Consider the following 16,987-nt stretch of genomic DNA (forward strand, 5'->3'; position numbering starts at 1 on the left):
TTTTCTTCTGGGTTCAAGATACCGGGCGGGACATTAGACCAGGCGGGATCGAACGCAACACCGTAAAACCGTCCCCGGACAGGCTCCGGGGACCGGGGCGCTATTTCAGTACATGAAATATCGCTGCGCCATCGGCAGCACTTCGGCGGGCGCGCAGGTCAGGAGCTCGCCGTCGGCGCGGACCTCATAGGTCTCCGGATCAACCTCGATATTGGGCGTGGCGTCGTTGTGGATCATGCTCTTCTTGGAGATTTTTCCGCGGGTGTTCTGGACGGCATAGAGCTTCTTCTCGATGCCGAGCTTGCGCGCCAGCCCGCCGGTGATCGCGGCCTTGGAGGTGAACACCACGGAAGACGCCGTGCGCGCCTTGCCGAAGGCGCCGAACATCGGCTGGTAGTGCACCGGCTGCGGCGTCGGGATCGAGGCGTTGGGATCGCCCATGGGCGCGGCAACGATCGTGCCGCCCTTGACGATGCAGTCCGGCTTGACGCCGAAGAAGGCCGGCGACCACAGCACGAGATCGGCGAGCTTGCCCTTCTCCACCGATCCGATCAGCTTCGAGACGCCATGGGCGATCGCAGGGTTGATCGTGTATTTGGCGATGTAGCGCTTGACGCGGAAATTGTCGTTGTCCTTGCCCTTGTCCTGCGGCAGCGACCCGCGCTGCTTCTTCATCTTGTCGGCGGTCTGCCAGGTCCGGATGATGACCTCGCCGAGGCGTCCCATGGCCTGGGAATCCGAGGACATCATCGAGAGCGCGCCGAGATCGTGCAGGATGTCCTCGGCCGCGATGGTCTCTTTCCGGATGCGGCTTTCGGCGAACGCCAGATCTTCCGCGATCGAGGGATCGAGGTGGTGGCACACCATCAGCATGTCGAGATGCTCATCGATGGTGTTGCGGGTGAACGGCCGCGTCGGATTGGTGGAGGACGGCAGCACGTTCTTCAGCCCGGCGACCTTGATGATATCAGGGGCGTGACCGCCGCCGGCGCCCTCGGTGTGGAAGGCGTGGATGGTCCGCCCCTTGAACGCCTTGATCGTATCCTCGACGAAGCCGGATTCGTTCAGCGTGTCGGTGTGGATCATGACCTGGATGTCGTAATCGTCGGCCACCGACAGGCAATTGTCGATCGCGGCCGGCGTGGTGCCCCAGTCCTCGTGCAGCTTCAGCGCGCAGGCGCCGCCCTTGATCATCTCGACCAGCGGCGCGGGGCGCGAGGCGTTGCCCTTGCCGGAAATGCCGAGATTGACCGGGAACGCATCGAACGACTGGATCATCCGCCCCATGTGCCACGGGCCCGGCGTGCAGGTCGTCGCAAAGGTGCCGTGCGAGGGACCGGTGCCGCCGCCCAGCATCGAGGTGACGCCGCTCATCAGCGCATGCTCGATCTGCTGCGGGCAGATGAAATGGATGTGGCTGTCGAAGCCGCCGGCGGTGAGGATCTTGCCTTCGCCCGCGATCACGTCGGTGCCGGGGCCGATGATGATGGTGACACCCGGCTGGATGTCGGGATTGCCGGCCTTGCCGATCGCGGAGATCATGCCGTCCTTGATGGCGACGTCGGCCTTCACGATGCCCCAGTGGTCGACGATCAGCGCATTGGTGATGACGGTGTCGGCCGCGCCCTGCTTGTTGGTCACCTGCGACTGCCCCATGCCGTCGCGGATCACCTTGCCGCCGCCGAACTTCACCTCCTCGCCATAGACGGTGAAATCCTTCTCCACCTCGATGATGAGATCGGTGTCGGCGAGCCGCACCTTGTCGCCGGTGGTCGGGCCGAACATGTCGGCATAGACGGAACGCTTTATTTTGACGGACATCACAAGCCCCGTTTGCGTTTGAATGTTGTGTGAGTGCTCACAGCGAGGCCCTCGCTCGTCGCACCATGTTGTCGAATGTTGTGTCGAGCCACGAATTGCCGCCGCGACAACCGGCAACGACCTGCTCGGCCCAGCCGGTGTAATCGACGAGATCGTCGCGCTCTTCAGTAGTTGGATCGAGCTGGATCCGCGCGCCGATATTGCTGATCTTGTCGGCGATCTTGATCAATTTTGCGCCCGCAGATTTCTTCGGCGCATCGACCACCTGTCGCTGCCGGCGCTCGGCCTTGGGCAAGCTCATGTCGTCCGTGCATTCAACAACGAGAGAAGCCACGCGGTCCGAGAATTTTTGCGCAAGCTCCTCGCGCGTCGTCTCAGTGTCCTCGATCGCATCGTGAAGCCAGCCGGCGGCGACAAGTTCGGCATCCCCACCATCGGTCGCGGTCGCAAGCAAGTTCGCGACTTCGGCGAGATGATTGATATACGGCTCCTGGCCCCGCCCCTTGCGCGCCATGCCATTGTGCCGGCGCGCGGCTAGCTCAGCAGCTTCGGAGACGAGGCGGACGGCGGGCAGCATGCTTATGCCTCCTCGTCACCGTTGGACGCACCGCTCTCTCCGTTAGTTAGGGGCGCATCGCTGGAAGGGTTCCCTCCCCCCTTGCGGGGGAGGGTTAGGGAGAGGGGTGCCACTTGCTCCGCAGCCTCGACAATGGAAAGTACAACACCCTCGAGATTGTTCATCACGTCGTCGTTGGTGAAACGCAGCACGCGATATCCGCGAGATGCGAACCATTGGTCGCGCCGCTCATCGTGCCAGATACGTTCTTCGAAGTTGTGGCTCTCGCCATCGAGTTCAACGATAAGCTTGCAGGAATGGGCGACGAAGTCCGCGATGTAGTGACCCATGGGCGTCTGACGGCGGAAGGCAAGGCCCGCAAGACGGTCGGCTTTCAGGTAGCGCCACAGCAACGTCTCCGCACGAGTCATCTCGCACCTCAATCGTTTGGCGTGACGGCGCTGAATCCCGCTGACCTCGTCGTGTGGCATACCCCTCACCCCAACCCTCCCCCGCAAGGGGGGAGGGAGCCTGACCATTGTGCTCGCCTCACTGTGGATCACGCCGCGCGCCTCAGTTTACACTCGCAGCTTCCCCATCACGTCGCCGCGGAAACCGTAGATGGTCTTCTTGCCGGCGAGCGCGACGAGCTGGACGTCGCGGGTCTGGCCGGGCTCGAAGCGGACGGCGGTGCCGGCGGCGATGTCGAGACGCATGCCGCGGGCCTTCTTGCGATCGAACTTCAGTGCCGGGTTGGTCTCGAAGAAATGGTAGTGCGAGCCGACCTGGATCGGGCGGTCGCCGGTGTTGGCGACCGTGAGCGTCACGGTCTTGCGGCCGGCATTGAGCTCGATCTCGCCGTCCTGGATGAAGAGTTCGCCGGGGATCATGTCTGTCTTCCTCCGTCATTCCGGGGCTCGCGGAGCGAGAACCCGGAATCTCGATCAACAATCTCTGGATTCCGGGTTCGCCCTGCGGGCGCCCCGGAATGACGAATCTAGATCACCTGATCGGCTCGTGCACGGTGACGAGCTTGGTGCCATCAGGGAACGTCGCCTCGACCTGGATGTCGTGGATCATCTCGGGAATTCCAGGCATCACCTGGTCGCGGGTCAGCACCTGCGCGCCGGATTGCATCAGCTCGGCCACGGTGCGGCCGTCGCGGGCGCCTTCGAGGATGAAATCGGAAATGATCGCGATCGCCTCGGGATGGTTGAGCTTGACGCCGCGGTCCAGCCTGCGGCGCGCCACGATGGCCGCCATCGAGATCAGAAGCTTGTCCTTTTCGCGGGGAGACAGGTTCATGCGAAATCTCTTCCGTTCAACACGTCAATTCAACCAGTCGTCAGTTCAGCCAGAGCCGCGGCAACGCCGCACCAGTGCGCGCCAGCACCGCCATCATGTCGGCGCGCAAGCGCGCCGCATCTTGGGCACAGAACCGCGCCATTGCAAAGCCATTCCAGGCCGATATCCCGACCTCGCCGGCGAAGGATTCCGAGGCCTCCCGAATGCGCTCGATGAGCGCCTCATCGCCGGGCACGATCAAGGCCGTGCCGATCGCCGCGCCCCCCTTGGCGACGGCCGAACGCGCGAGCTTGGCGCCGATATTGCCGTCGAGCCTGACGGCCTCGGCAAAGACGAGGCGGCCGCCGCGGGAGAGCCGCCAGCGGTCGACGAACTCGCCCTGCTCCATCCGCTCACCCATGGCAGTGCGGCCGAACACTACGATCTCGCAGAGCAGGAGCGAGGCCGCCTCGTCGAGCGCGATGTCGAAGCGACGATGGACACGGGCACGATCAAACAGGATGGTCTCCTGCGGCAGCCAGGACAGATGCGCGCCGGCGCCGACCTTCAGGGCGATACTGAGCTCTGCCGCCGGGCCCTGCGCGCGATAGACCTTCTCCGCGGCCGCCGTGGTCAGCGTCAGCCGCGTAGCATCGGCCGCTGATATCTCGACATCGAAGCGATCGCCGCCGGCAACGCCACCGGCCGTGTTGACGAACACGCCGGTGAGCCCCTCATCCTCCGGCGAAGGAAAGCGCACACGCAGCGAGCCGGATTCATGCAACGCACCGCGCCGCGTCACGCCGTCGCGCGCGTGCACGTCGAACCTGACCGCGCCGCGGGCGCGGTTGGCTTCGAATATGGTGGACGTGACTGATAGTTCGCTGCGCATCCGCCTCCCCAGCCGGTCGCGGCACAAATGGCTTACAGAGCCATCTGACGGCTGATCTCGCTCGCGTCGAGATTGGTGCGGTCGCAGGTGAACTTCACCGCGCCGCGATCCATCACGGCGAAACTGTCGCCGAGTTCGCAGGCAAAGTCGAGATATTGTTCGACCAGCACGATGGCGATGTTGCCGAGATTGCGCAAGTAGGAGATGGCGCGGCCGATGTCCTTGATGATCGAGGGCTGGATGCCCTCGGTCGGCTCGTCGAGCAGCAGCAGCTTCGGCCGCATCACCAGCGCACGCCCGATCGCGAGCTGCTGTTGCTGGCCGCCGGAGAGGTCGCCGCCGCGCCGGCCGAGCATGGATTGCAGCACCGGAAACAGCGAGAACACGTCGTCCGGGATGTGCTTGTCCTCGCGCTTGAGCGGACCGAAGCCGGTCTTGAGATTCTCCTCGACCGTCAGCAGCGGAAAGATCTCGCGGCCCTGCGGCACGAAGCCGATGCCCTTGCGCGCCCGCTCGTAAGGCTTGAGGCCCGTGATGTCGCTGCCGTCGAACACGATCGCGCCCGAGGAGATCGGATATTGCCCAACCATGGCACGCAGCAGCGAGGTTTTGCCGACGCCGTTGCGCCCGAGCACGCAAGTCACCTTGCCGGGCTCGGCCGCGATCGAGACGCCGCGCAGCGCCTGCGCCGCACCGTAGAACAGGTTGATGTCTTTGACTTCGAGCATCGGTCAGCGCCCCAGATAGACTTCGATGACCCGCTCGTTGGACGAGACCTGGTCGATGGTTCCTTCCGCGAGCACCGTGCCTTCGTGCAGGCAGGTCACCTTGACGCCGAGCTCGCGCACGAACGTCATGTCGTGCTCGACCACCATGACGGTGTGGGTCTTGTTGATCTCCTTCAGCAGCTCCGCCGTGAGATGCGTCTCGACGTCGGTCATGCCGGCGACGGGCTCGTCGACCAGCAGGAGCTTCGGATCCTGCGCCAGCAGCATGCCGATCTCGAGCCATTGCTTCTGGCCGTGGCTGAGGCTGCCGGCGAGGCGGTTGCGCGACTCGGTGAGGCGAATCGTCTCCAGCACCTTGTCGATGCGCTCGGACTCGGCCTTGCTGCCGCGCCAGAACAGCGTGCCCTTGACGCTGTGGTCGACATTGAGCGCCAGCAGCAGATTGTCCTGCACGGTCTGGCTCTCGAACACGGTGGGCTTCTGGAATTTGCGGCCGATGCCGAGCTCGGCGATGCGGGTCTCGTCCAGCCGCGTCAGGTCGGTGACACCGTCGAACAGCACGGTGCCCTCGTCAGGCTTGGTCTTGCCGGTGATGATGTCCATCATCGTGGTCTTGCCGGCGCCGTTCGGGCCTATGATGGCGCGCATCTCGCCGGGTGCGAGCGTCAGAGAGAGGTTGTTGATGGCGTGGAAGCCGTCGAAGGAGACGTGCACGCCGTCGAGATAGAGCATCGCGGAGGTTGCGCGGGTGTCCATGACGTTCATTGCGCTTCCTCCGCCATCTTGGGTTCGCTGACGCCGTCCTCGGCCGCGGCGCTCACAGTCGTCTCGGCCGGGCGCCTTTCCTGCGACGAAGCCCACCAGGCATTGAAGGTGCCGACGATGCCCTTGGGCAGCAGCAGCGTCACCAGGATGAACAGCGCGCCGAGCATGAACAGCCAGTACGGCGCCAGCATGCCCGAGGTGAAGAACGTCTTTGCGTAATTGACGACGACGGCGCCGAGCGCCGCGCCCACCAGCGTGCCGCGGCCACCGACCGCAACCCAGATCACCGCCTCGATCGAATTGCCCGGCGCGAACTCGCTCGGATTGATGATGCCGACCTGCGGCACGTAGAGCGCGCCGGCGACGCCGGCCATGCAGGCCGACACCGTGAACACGAATAGCTTGTAGGATTCGACACGATAGCCGAGGAAGCGGGTACGCGATTCCGCGTCACGGACCGCGATCAGCACCTTGCCGAGCTTGGACGAGACGATGGCGCGGCAGATCAGGAAGCCCAGGATCAGCGCCAGGCAGCTCAGCGCAAACAGCGCGGCACGGGTGCCTTCGGCCTGCACGTTGAAGCCGAGGATGTCCTTGAAGTCGGTCAGGCCGTTGTTGCCGCCGAAGCCGAAATCGTTGCGGAAGAAGGCCAGCAGCAGCGCATAGGTCATCGCCTGCGTGATGATCGACAGATACACACCGGTGACGCGGGAGCGGAAGGCGAGCCAGCCGAAGCAGAAGGCGAGCAGCCCGGGCACGACCAGCACCATCAGCGCGGCGAACCAGAACATGTCGAAGCCGTACCAGTACCAGGGCAGCTTCGAATAGTTCAGGAACACCATGAAGTCGGGCAGGATCGGGTTGCCGTAGACGCCGCGGGTGCCGATCTGCCGCATCAGGTACATGCCCATCGCGTAGCCGCCGAGCGCAAAGAAAGCGCCGTGACCGAGCGAGAGGATACCGCAATAGCCCCAGATCAGGTCGATCGCGAGCGCCAGGATGGCGTAGCAGACATATTTGCCCCAGAGCGCGACCAGGTAGGTCGGCACTTGCAGGAACGAGCCCGCGGGCAGCAGCAGGTTTGACAACGGGATCAGCACGCCCAGCGCGGCGACAACCAGCAGGAAGATCGTCGCGCCGCGGTCCAGCGATCGCGTCAGCATGTGAGGGGTCATGCTTCCACCGCACGGCCCTTGAGCGCGAACAGGCCGCGCGGCCGCTTTTGAATGAACAGGATGATGAGAACCAGGATGGCGATCTTGCCGAGCACGGCGCCTGCGACCGGCTCCAGGAACTTGTTGGCGATGCCGAGCGTGAAGGCGCCGACCAGCGTGCCCCAGAGATTGCCGACCCCGCCGAACACCACGACCATGAAGCTGTCGATGATATAGCTCTGGCCGAGATTGGGGCTGACATTGTCGATCTGCGACAGCGCCACGCCGGCGATGCCGGCAATGCCCGAACCGAGGCCGAAGGTCAGCGCGTCGACGCGCGAAGTGGCGATGCCCATCGAGGCCGCCATACGGCGGTTCTGCGTCACCGCGCGCATCTCGAGGCCCAGCGCGGTGTAGCGCAGCATCGCCAGCAGGATCGCGAACACGGCGAGCGTGAAGCAGAGGATCCACAGCCGGTTATAGGTGATGGTGATCTGGCCGAGCTCGAAGGCGCCGCTCATCCAGGAGGGATTGCCGACCTCGCGGTTGGTCGGGCCGAACATGGTGCGGACGGCCTGCTGGAGCACCAGCGACAGGCCCCAGGTCGCCAGCAGCGTCTCCAGCGGACGGCCGTAGAGGAAGCGGATGATGCTGCGCTCGATCAGAACGCCGATCGCGCCGGCAACGAGAAAGGCGAGCGGCACGGCGATCAGCAACGAATAGTCGAACAGGCCGGGATAACGGGTGCGGATCACCTCCTGCACCACGAAGGTGGTGTAGGCCCCGATCATCACCATCTCGCCATGGGCCATGTTGATGACGCCCATCACGCCGAAGGTGATGGCGAGCCCGATCGCCGCGAGCAGCAGCACCGAGCCGAGCGAGAGGCCGTACCAGGCATTCTGCACCGTGGACCAGACCGCGAGCGAGCTCTGGATCGAGCCGATCGCGCTCGCGGCGGCCTTGGTCACCGAGGCCGGCTGGTCGCCCATGCCGGTGAGCAGCGCCATCGCCTCCTGGTCGCCGCGCGCCTTGAGGGTGGCGACGGCCTCGAGCTTCTCGACCTCGGTGGCGTCGGACTTGAACAGCAGGATCGCCGCGCGGGCGTCGCCGAGCACAGCCTTGACGGATTTGTTGGTTTCCTTGGCGAGCGCGGCATTGACGGCTTCGAACGCGGTCTCCTCATGCGACTTGAAGACGGACTGCGCGGCCTGGAGGCGCGTTCCGACATCCGGCGACTGAAGCGTCAGGCTGCCGACCGCGGCATCGACGCTGCGGCGCAGACGGTTGTTGAGGCGGACCGCGCTCGCACTGTCGGGAACGCTGGCGACGGACTGGCCGGTCGCGGCATCGATCGACTTGCCGTCGGCGCCGGTGACGTAGACCTTCTTGCTGTCCGGATCGGCCATGAGGCGGCCGTCCTGGAGCGCGCTGATGATGGGAAAGGCCAGCGGATTGCCGCTGCTCGCGACCACGCCGATCGCTTCTTCCGTGTCGGAATAATCATCGTTGGCGAATTTGGCGACCGCATCCTCGAACGGACCGGCGAAGGCCGGCAGTGCGAACGCGATCAGGAATAACGAGAGCAGGAGCGAACAGAGGCGGGCGGACAAATTGGCTAGCACTGTGAATGACCCCGGCAGAAATGGGTGGAGAAGGCGGCAGGATCGCCGCCTTCTCCAATCGTGTAGTGGAGCGTCAGATCCGGATCAGGAGCCCGAACCGAGGCACTTGTTGGTCTTGGTGTTGAAGTTGCCGCACTTCTTGCCGACCCAGTCGCCGATCAGGTCCTTGGAGCCGTCGAGCTCCTTCGACCAGGCATCGCCGGCAACGAGACCGGGCGTCTTCCAGACCACGTCGAACTGACCGTTCGCCTTGATCTCGCCGATGAACACCGGCTTGGTGATGTGGTGGTTCGGAAGCATCTTGGAGGTGCCGCCGGTCAGGTTCTTGGCTTCGATGCCCGGGAGAGCGTCGATGACCTTGTCGGGATCGGTCGACTTCACCTTCTCGACCGCCTTGACCCACATGTCGAAGCCGATCACGTGCGCTTCCATCGGATCGTTGGTCACGCGCTTCGGATTCTTGGTGTAGGTCTGCCACGCCTTGATGAACTTCTCGTTCTCCGGCGACTTGATCGACTGGAAGTAGTTCCAGGCGGCGAGATGGCCGAGCAGCGGCTTGGTGTCGATGCCGGCGAGCTCTTCCTCACCCACCGAGAACGCGACCACCGGGATGTCCTTCGCCTTGATGCCCTGGTTGCCGAGCTCCTTGTAGAAGGGAACGTTGGCGTCGCCGTTGATGGTCGAGACCACCGCGGTCTTCTTGCCGGCCGAGCCGAACTTCTTGATGTCGGCCACGATCGTCTGCCAGTCGGAGTGACCGAACGGCGTGTAGTTGATCATGATGTCTTCCTGGGCGACACCTTTCGACTTCAGATAGGCTTCCAGGATCTTGTTGGTGGTGCGCGGATAGACGTAGTCGGTGCCCGCGAGCACCCAGCGCTTCACCTTCTCGTCCTTCATCAGGTAGTCGACGGCGGGGATCGCCTGCTGGTTCGGCGCAGCACCCGTGTAGAACACGTTGCGCTCGCTCTCCTCGCCCTCGTACTGCACGGGGTAGAACAGGATGTTGTTCAGCTCCTTGAACACCGGGAGTACCGACTTGCGCGACACCGAGGTCCAGCAACCGAACACGACCGAGACCTTGTCCTTGGTGATCAGCTCGCGGGCCTTTTCGGCGAACAGCGGCCAGTTCGAAGCGGGATCGACGACGACGGCTTCGAGCTTCTTGCCGAGCACGCCGCCCTTCTTGTTCTGCTCATCGATCAGGAAGAGGATGGTGTCCTTCAGCGTGGTTTCGCTGATGGCCATGGTGCCGGACAGAGAGTGAAGCACACCGACCTTGATGGTGTCGTCCGCGGCCTTCGCGCCGGAAATGGAGGCCAGACCGAGCATCAGTCCGGCGGTCGCGGCGAGCACGCCGCGGCGGCTAAATGACGCCGCTATATCGTGAGTGGATTTGGTAAGCATTTGTGTATCATCTCCCTGACGCAGACGTGAAAACGCTGCGAAACGGCCCCACGGCCGCCTAGCGGTTAACGGAATCGCAAGAACCATGCCATGGGCTGGACACACACCAAGCCATTGGTTTTATTCGCAAAATCTGCAAAAATCAAAATTTAGCCGCAGTCTGATTGCTCAAGACTTGAGCAAATAAATTGTATGCTAATGTGGCAGACAGTTCATTTTTTGAGCAAAACGATGCCTCTGTCTAAATTTCCGGCATAACTATTTTTGCACCGCAAACGCCGTTTCGGGCCAGCCTGCCTTGAAAGCGCCCGCTCAATGTTCCATATGGGCGGTCGAGACCTCTTGCGAATCAAGGGGTCGTTGCGAGCCGCGTGTTCTTAAGCCCTCTACGGGCGTCTGGCTTGCCCCATATCTCCCAAGCCATCCGACACCCCAAACACGCAGGTGTCTTCTCGACACCCGTTTGCGCGCGCCGCGCTGAATGCGCCGGGCGCCCGCCTTTGACATGGAAAGAACCCATCTTTTGACTTCGTTTCAGGACTTCGGCCTCGCCGAACCGATCGCGCGTGCTCTCTCCGAAGAGAACTACGTCACCCCCACCCCCATCCAGGCCCAGACCATTCCCACGGCGCTCACCGGCCGCGACGTCGTCGGCATCGCCCAGACCGGCACCGGCAAGACCGCGTCCTTCGCGCTGCCGATCCTGCACCGCCTGCTCGAGCACCGCATCAAGCCGCAGCCGAAGACCACCCGCGTCCTGGTTCTGTCGCCCACCCGTGAGCTGTCCGGCCAGATCCTCGACAGCTTCAACGCCTATGGCCGCCACATCCGCCTGTCCTCGACGCTCGCCATCGGCGGCGTGCCGATGGGCCGTCAGGTCCGCTCGCTGATGCAGGGCGTCGAAGTGCTGGTCGCCACCCCCGGCCGCCTGCTCGACCTCGTGCAGAGCAACGGGCTGAAGCTTGGCAGCGTCGAATTCCTCGTGCTCGACGAGGCCGACCGCATGCTCGACATGGGCTTCATCAACGACATCCGGAAGATCGTCGCCAAGCTGCCGATCAAGCGGCAGACGCTGTTCTTCTCGGCCACCATGCCCAAGGACATCGCCGAGCTCGCCGACTCCATGCTACGTGATCCCGCCCGCGTCGCGGTGACCCCGGTCTCCTCGACCGCCGAGCGGATCAACCAGCGTATCCTCCAGGTCGACTTCTCGGCCAAGCCCGCCTTCCTGACCAAGCTCCTGAAGGACGAGCCGATCAACCGCGCGCTGGTCTTCACCCGCACCAAGCACGGTGCCGACAAGGTGGTGAAGACGCTCGAGAAGGCCGGCATTGCCGCCAGCGCCATCCACGGCAACAAGTCGCAGAACCATCGCGAGCGCACGCTCGCCCAGTTCCGCTCCGGCGACATCCGCACGCTGGTCGCCACCGACATCGCCGCTCGTGGCATCGACGTCGACGGCATCACCCACGTCATCAATTTCGACCTGCCCAACGTACCCGAGACCTACGTCCATCGCATCGGCCGCACCGCGCGCGCCGGCGCAGAGGGCACCGCGATCTCGCTGGTCGCAGGCGGCGAGGAGCTCAGCTACCTCCGCGACATCGAGCGGCTGATCAAGGTGGCGCTGCCGCGCGAAGACCTCCGCACCGATGCCGGTCGCCGCGATGCAGGTCCTCCCCCGCCGCAGCAACGACAGGGCCGGCCGGGCCGCCCGGGCCAGCGTCCGCAAGGCGCACGGCACGGTGACGGACGGCGTGCCGACGAAAGGCATGCCGACGGACGCCACCATAGCGCCGGCAAGCAGGGTGATGGACGGCCCGGTGAAGGCCGGCATGGCGACGGAAGGCATGTTGAAGGAAGGCCTGGCAGCGGCCCGAAGGCCTCCAAGGGGTCTCGTCGCCGCCGCTCCGGCGGTAAGATGCATTCTTCGCCGACCGACCGTCCGGAACAGCGTTCCGCGCATAGCGCTGGGACGTCTGATGGGATACAAGGCGTTGCCTTTTTGCGCCGCGAGAGTCGGCCGAACGGCCAATCGACCCGCAAACCCTACTCGCACTAGCCGTCCACGACCTGGAGATATTCATGGCTAAGGAAGAGCTGATCCAGTTCGAAGGACTGGTCACCGAAATCCTCCCCGACGCCCGCTACCGCGTGCAGCTCGATGCCGGACACGAGATCGTTGCCTACACCGCCGGCAAGATGAAGAAGAACCGCATCAAGACGCTCGCGGGCGACCGCGTGACGGTGGAGATGTCGCCCTACGATCTCGAGAAGGGCCGGCTGATTTTCCGCCACAAGGACGAACGTCCCGCATCATCCGGCGGACCGCCGCGGGGTGGTGCGCAGCGCGGTGGCCAGTTCCGTCGCCGCTAAGCGGCGAACGACCATTCCGCGCGCAAGCGCGGAGTTAAAATGCTGACCTGTATGCTGATCTGCCGCGCTCGTCGCGGCGGATCAAAAAATCGTGCGCGTCAGGATTGTTTTGAAGCCTCATTTCCAATAAAATGAATTAATCGATTTTCGGCCGGACGACATTGGCATCCACCGGTACAGCCGGTTCAGACACGCTGACGACCCTTCCAGAAATTCGATCTAACCTGCCTGCGCGAGCGGGCTCTTACATTGTGTTATCTGAGAAGGAACTACCCCCGTGAGCATGGGAACCGTGAAGTGGTTTAACGCGACCAAGGGCTTTGGCTTCATCCAGCCCGACGACGGCGGCAAGGACGTGTTCGTGCACATCAGCGCCGTCGAGCGCGCCGGCCTCGGCACGCTGCGCGAAGGCCAGAAGATCTCCTACGAGATCGTGGCCGATCGCCGGTCCGGCAAGTCGGCCGCCGACAATCTTCGCTCCGCCGGCTAAGCCAACGGACCTTCGGTCCGGATCGGCTCGAGCGAGCAAACCAAAACAACAGAAAAGGCCGTGCGCGACGCACGGCCTTTTTTCATGTTCGACGAACCGGGAGAATTCTTCCTCGCCGGAGCGAGAGGCCGGACCGGACCGCACGATCCTGCCCGGCAATCCCGCCTATCGGTCGTTCGTTGGTCTTGCTAGTTGGGCTTGGCGCCGGCGTTGCCGCTGGCATTGTTGCTCAGCGTACCGGCCTGGCTCATCGTGGTGTTGAAGAAATTGTCGCTGTCGCCCAGCGTCACGCGACGCTGGCAAATCGGCATGCAGCTATAGGACTCGCGCTCGACCCCGCGATAGACAGTGACGAGCCGGTCGCTCGGACCTTCGACCTGGATCTGGCGGTCGACCAGGATCTCGCCGCCCCTGTCGAGCGCGATGAAATTGGTGGCGCCGTAGCCCTTGCCGGTCACGACGATCATGCCACCGGGCTGGAGCGTGACGTCGGCGATCAGGGGATTGCCGACCACGATGGTCGCCACCTTGCCGGGCAGCCGGACCAGCTTGGCCTGATCGACATTGACGGCGATGGTGTCGGCGGTGGATTCGGCAAGACCGGCAGCCGGCGATGCCAGCACCGCGGCCGCAACCAGAAGACACACGCGCGCATGGCGGCGCAGCAGTTCTTTACGCATACTCTTACTCCCGGGACGTCACAAACCGGCAGAAGCGATCAGATAACAGCGGAGCCGGTGCCCGACCGCGCTAACCTGCCCTCAATTCGTGAACGTTCCGCAAACTCGCCGACTATTGTTTGAACGGACTGGCGCTTTGCGGCCTTCGCGGTCGTGCTAGCGGCGGAACGGATAGGCGAGCTGGCCCGCGATCTCCTTGGGCATGGTCGCTTCGTCCTTGCCGTAATCCTGCGGCAGTTGCCCTTCCGGCATGCGGAAGGTGCCGAACAGCACGTCCCAGAGCGGGAAGGTCCCGGCGAAATTGGTGTCGCCGCCCTCCTCGAGCGAGGTGTGGTGCCAGCGGTGGAACACCGGCGTCGCCAGCACGTATTTGAACGGCCCGAAGGTCCAGTTCAGGTTGGCGTGCACGAAGGCCGAGTGGAAGGTCGTGAACGGGGCAAGCCAGACCATGACGTTCGGAGAGATGCCGGCCATCAGCAGCACGACGTCGACCCCGATCGAGCCGAGCATGAGATTGACGGGATGGAAGCGCGCCGCCGAAATCCAGCTTATCTCCTCCGAGGAGTGATGGATCGCGTGATACTTCCAGAACTCGCCGCCGTGGAACAACCGGTGCAGCCAGTACAGCATGAAATCCGACAGGACCAGGAATAGAGCAGCCTGGACCCAGAGCGGCAACAGCGCCAGCGGGCCGTGGCCATTGTCGTAGAAGGCGATGAGATCGTCGGCATCGTGGATGTTGAAGAGGAGGCTCGCGCCGACGATCAAGAGCCCGATCCGCATGGTGCGGGCGAACACCGGAACGAAGAACCAGTAGCAGATGTCGGTGACGATCTCGCGTTTGCGCCACCAAGGAGTGCCGGGATTGCAGGCCCAGAAATGCTCGAGCACGGTGAAGACGGCCGCGAGCGCGAGGGTGATGGGGACCACCTTCGCGATGGTCTCGCCGAGCATCAGGGCGACTTGCATGGGCAGGCTCGACATCGTCGCCTCTCTTCCGAATTGCTGGTCCTCCTACGCCTACTCCGCGAAATTTAAGGGAGGGTGAAGCCGGCGACGCACTTGCGCCACGTTCGGAACCGGAGCGAATTCCGGCCAGCGTCTTAAGGTGAAATTCACTCTGGGCAAAAGCATCGCGCAGAAAGCGGGTTTGCACGATCGAATTAACCCCGCCGAAAGAGCTCGGCTTTCATGGTTATCGCGTCAAAGACAGCGCCGAACGAGGCGATCCAACCCCAGATGGAGTTTGTTCATGAAGAACCTGATTGCGCGTTTCGCCAAGGATGAATCCGGCGCCACCGCCATCGAATACGGCCTGATCGCCGCCGGCATCGCGCTGGCCATCATCACCGTCGTCAACAACCTCGGCACCACGCTGAACACCAAGTTCACCTCGATCAGCACGTCGCTGAAGTAAGCGACCGACAAGCGACGGCAAACGCCCCGGATCTCCGGGGCCTTTGTTTTTCCGAGTACGGCGAGTTCCAGTGGCGTTGCGCAAGTACAGAACCGATGCCGCGGTTGCGGCGAGCGAGGCGGAGGCGGCGCAGACCGGCTCACCGACCTACTGGGTCTGCCTTGCACTGCTGCTTGCGACGCTCGCACTCGCCGCGCGCATTGCCAGCCTCTGGTGAGCCCGCCTCTCGCGGGCCCGCCTGCCGCGGCCGCCGTTGTCGGTTTGTTTAGCACTGCCGGCTAGCATCGGGCGACGCCAGATCTCGCGACGAACCTCCGGCCTCAAGACGCAGCCCATGATCCTCGACCTTGCGCGCCTTCTGCTCTTCCCGGCCTTGATGGCGTTCGCCGCCGCGAGCGATCTCTTCACGATGACCATCTCGAACCGCGTCTCGCTGGTGCTGGTCGCGGGCTTCTTCGCGCTCGCCCTCGCCGGTGGCATGGCACCTTACGAGGTGCTCGGTCATGTCGGCGCCGGCGCGCTTGTCCTGGTCGGCGCCTTCACCTGCTTTGCGATGGGCTGGGTCGGCGGCGGCGACGCCAAGGTCGCGGCCTCCGTCGCGCTCTGGTTCGGCTTCGCACAGCTGATGAACTTCCTGCTCTACGCTTCGCTGTTCGGCGGCGCGCTGACGCTGCTCCTGCTCCAGTTCCGGCAATGGCCGCTGCCCTACGGCCTCGCGGGCCAGGCCTGGCTTGCGCGACTGCACGCCAAGGAGAGCGGCATTCCCTACGGCATCGCGCTCGCACTGAGCGCGCTGATGGTCTACCCGGAGACCGAATGGGTGAAGGCGATCGACCTCGCTCATCTCGCACTGCGCTGAACGCTCCGAGTAAACCCGGCGTTAAGCCGATTTAGATACGCCTCATTAACCATGCTTTGACGAATAGCTGGTCAACTGCCGATTACGGCGGCGGCTGCGTCGCGGCGTTAGTTTGGAAAGTGAAGCGTATGAATAGGGCACGCATTGTCGTCCTGACGGTCGCCATCTGCGCCGGCGGTGTCGCCGCGTACCTGGCGAGCGGCTCGGACAATTCTGCGCCGCCTCCGGCGGCCCCGGTCGCGCAGCTTCCAACCGTCGACGTGCTGGTGGCCAAGAACGACATCGGCCTCGGCCAGACCGTGAAGCCGGAAGACGTGCAATGGCAGACCTGGCCGGCCGCGACCGCCAGTGCCACCTTCATCCGCCGCAACGAGCGCCCCGAGGGCGTGACCCAGGTGACCGGTTCGATCGCGCGCGCCCCCTTCATCCAGGGTGAGCCGATCCGCGACCAGAAACTGGTCAAGTCCGAAGGCTCCGGCTTCATGGCGGCAATCCTGCCCACCGGCATGCGCGCGATCTCGACCGAGATATCGCCCGAGACCGGCGCAGGCGGCTTCATCCTGCCCAACGACCGCGTCGACGTGCTTCTGACGCGCCGCCTCAAGAACCCGGACCCGAACAGCGGCGCCCCTGATATCGTCACGTCCGAGATCATCCTGGCCAACATCCGCGTCCTGGCCATCGACCAGGCGCCGAAGGAGAAGGACGGCCAGAATACGGTGGTCGGCAAGACCGTCACCCTCGAGCTCAATCCCGCGCAGACGGCGACGCTTTCCGCCGCCCGCCAGAGCGGCACGCTGTCGCTGGCGCTGCGCAGCATCGTCGACGTCAAGATGAGCGAGATCACGCTCGATGATTCCGCACAGAAGCGCGATGGCGTTTCGATCATTCGCTACGGTATCCCAAGCTCGACGGCGAAGGCACGATGAGGGC

At 63.9% G+C, this 16,987-nt stretch carries 20 protein-coding genes; 7 read left to right on the top strand and 13 right to left on the bottom strand.

What is annotated here, in order from left to right:
* Positions 1-105: 105 nt before the first annotated feature.
* The 11 genes from ureC to urtA form a co-directional block, all read right to left on the bottom strand.
* Positions 106-1,821 (bottom strand): urease subunit alpha, encoded by a 1,716-nt coding sequence (ureC, locus tag A3M7_RS0112375; protein ID WP_027544240.1) that lies wholly within the window; start codon positions 1,819-1,821, stop codon positions 106-108.
* A 37-nt stretch (positions 1,822-1,858) separates the two neighbouring features.
* Entirely contained in the window at positions 1,859-2,398 is a 540-nt protein-coding gene (locus tag A3M7_RS0112380) for an HD domain-containing protein (RefSeq protein ID WP_027544241.1), read from the bottom strand.
* Positions 2,399-2,400: 2 nt separating this feature from the next.
* Positions 2,401-2,916 (bottom strand): endonuclease domain-containing protein, encoded by a 516-nt coding sequence (locus A3M7_RS0112385; RefSeq protein ID WP_371090181.1) that lies wholly within the window; start codon positions 2,914-2,916, stop codon positions 2,401-2,403.
* 39 nt (positions 2,917-2,955) lie between these two features.
* The gene (locus A3M7_RS0112390; protein ID WP_027544243.1) at positions 2,956-3,267 is read right to left on the bottom strand and encodes an urease subunit beta; all 312 of its coding nucleotides are present in this window, start codon (positions 3,265-3,267) and stop codon (positions 2,956-2,958) included.
* 112 nt (positions 3,268-3,379) lie between these two features.
* Entirely contained in the window at positions 3,380-3,682 is a 303-nt protein-coding gene (locus tag A3M7_RS0112395; protein ID WP_007605424.1) for an urease subunit gamma, read from the bottom strand.
* A gap of 40 nt (positions 3,683-3,722) precedes the next feature.
* Positions 3,723-4,553, bottom strand: a complete 831-nt coding sequence (locus tag A3M7_RS0112400) for an urease accessory protein UreD (RefSeq protein WP_027544244.1) — start codon at positions 4,551-4,553, stop codon at positions 3,723-3,725.
* Between the two features lie 32 nt (positions 4,554-4,585).
* Positions 4,586-5,281, bottom strand: a complete 696-nt coding sequence (gene urtE, locus A3M7_RS0112405; protein ID WP_025576656.1) for an urea ABC transporter ATP-binding subunit UrtE — start codon at positions 5,279-5,281, stop codon at positions 4,586-4,588.
* Between the two features lie 3 nt (positions 5,282-5,284).
* Positions 5,285-6,046: an urea ABC transporter ATP-binding protein UrtD gene (gene urtD, locus A3M7_RS0112410; RefSeq protein WP_027544245.1), complete on the bottom strand. Its 762-nt coding sequence runs from the start codon at positions 6,044-6,046 to the stop codon at positions 5,285-5,287.
* Positions 6,043-7,221 (bottom strand): urea ABC transporter permease subunit UrtC, encoded by a 1,179-nt coding sequence (gene urtC / locus A3M7_RS0112415; protein ID WP_027544246.1) that lies wholly within the window; start codon positions 7,219-7,221, stop codon positions 6,043-6,045. Before urtC ends, urtD begins: the two co-directional genes overlap by 4 nt.
* Positions 7,218-8,825 carry an urea ABC transporter permease subunit UrtB gene (gene urtB, locus A3M7_RS0112420; RefSeq protein WP_027544247.1) on the bottom strand — a complete coding sequence of 536 codons (1,608 nt, stop codon included), beginning with the start codon at positions 8,823-8,825 and terminating at the stop codon, positions 7,218-7,220. The genes urtC and urtB overlap by 4 nt, the downstream gene beginning before the upstream one ends.
* A gap of 84 nt (positions 8,826-8,909) precedes the next feature.
* The gene (gene urtA / locus A3M7_RS0112425) at positions 8,910-10,232 is read right to left on the bottom strand and encodes an urea ABC transporter substrate-binding protein (protein ID WP_027544248.1); all 1,323 of its coding nucleotides are present in this window, start codon (positions 10,230-10,232) and stop codon (positions 8,910-8,912) included.
* 481 nt (positions 10,233-10,713) lie between these two features.
* On the opposite strand from urtA, the gene A3M7_RS0112430 reads away from it, so the two are divergent.
* From A3M7_RS0112430 to A3M7_RS0112440, 3 genes are all read left to right on the top strand, one after another.
* Entirely contained in the window at positions 10,714-12,294 is a 1,581-nt protein-coding gene (locus tag A3M7_RS0112430) for a DEAD/DEAH box helicase (protein ID WP_049823341.1), read from the top strand.
* A gap of 23 nt (positions 12,295-12,317) precedes the next feature.
* Complete coding sequence (gene infA, locus A3M7_RS0112435) at positions 12,318-12,608, top strand: translation initiation factor IF-1 (protein ID WP_027544250.1); 291 nt, start codon at positions 12,318-12,320, stop codon at positions 12,606-12,608.
* Positions 12,609-12,885: 277 nt separating this feature from the next.
* A complete protein-coding gene (locus tag A3M7_RS0112440; protein WP_011084262.1) occupies positions 12,886-13,098 on the top strand; it encodes a cold-shock protein in 213 nt (70 codons plus the stop codon).
* Between the two features lie 188 nt (positions 13,099-13,286).
* Here A3M7_RS0112440 and A3M7_RS0112445 read toward each other — a convergent pair whose 3' ends face one another.
* Complete coding sequence (locus tag A3M7_RS0112445; RefSeq protein ID WP_027544251.1) at positions 13,287-13,778, bottom strand: pilus assembly protein N-terminal domain-containing protein; 492 nt, start codon at positions 13,776-13,778, stop codon at positions 13,287-13,289.
* Between the two features lie 156 nt (positions 13,779-13,934).
* Positions 13,935-14,762 carry a sterol desaturase family protein gene (locus A3M7_RS0112450; protein WP_027544252.1) on the bottom strand — a complete coding sequence of 276 codons (828 nt, stop codon included), beginning with the start codon at positions 14,760-14,762 and terminating at the stop codon, positions 13,935-13,937.
* A gap of 268 nt (positions 14,763-15,030) precedes the next feature.
* Between A3M7_RS0112450 and A3M7_RS0112455 the strand changes: the two genes are divergently transcribed.
* From A3M7_RS0112455 to cpaB, 4 genes are all read left to right on the top strand, one after another.
* Positions 15,031-15,195 carry a Flp family type IVb pilin gene (locus tag A3M7_RS0112455; protein WP_027544253.1) on the top strand — a complete coding sequence of 55 codons (165 nt, stop codon included), beginning with the start codon at positions 15,031-15,033 and terminating at the stop codon, positions 15,193-15,195.
* A 76-nt stretch (positions 15,196-15,271) separates the two neighbouring features.
* A complete protein-coding gene (locus A3M7_RS49610; protein WP_198033737.1) occupies positions 15,272-15,412 on the top strand; it encodes a hypothetical protein in 141 nt (46 codons plus the stop codon).
* Positions 15,413-15,529: 117 nt separating this feature from the next.
* The gene (locus tag A3M7_RS0112465; RefSeq protein WP_027544254.1) at positions 15,530-16,054 is read left to right on the top strand and encodes a prepilin peptidase; all 525 of its coding nucleotides are present in this window, start codon (positions 15,530-15,532) and stop codon (positions 16,052-16,054) included.
* A 128-nt stretch (positions 16,055-16,182) separates the two neighbouring features.
* Positions 16,183-16,983: a Flp pilus assembly protein CpaB gene (gene cpaB, locus A3M7_RS0112470; protein ID WP_027544255.1), complete on the top strand. Its 801-nt coding sequence runs from the start codon at positions 16,183-16,185 to the stop codon at positions 16,981-16,983.
* Positions 16,984-16,987 lie beyond the last annotated feature (4 nt).

Source organism: Bradyrhizobium sp. WSM2254 (genome assembly GCF_000472645.1).
Taxonomy (GTDB): Bacteria; Pseudomonadota; Alphaproteobacteria; order Rhizobiales; family Xanthobacteraceae; genus Bradyrhizobium; species Bradyrhizobium niftali.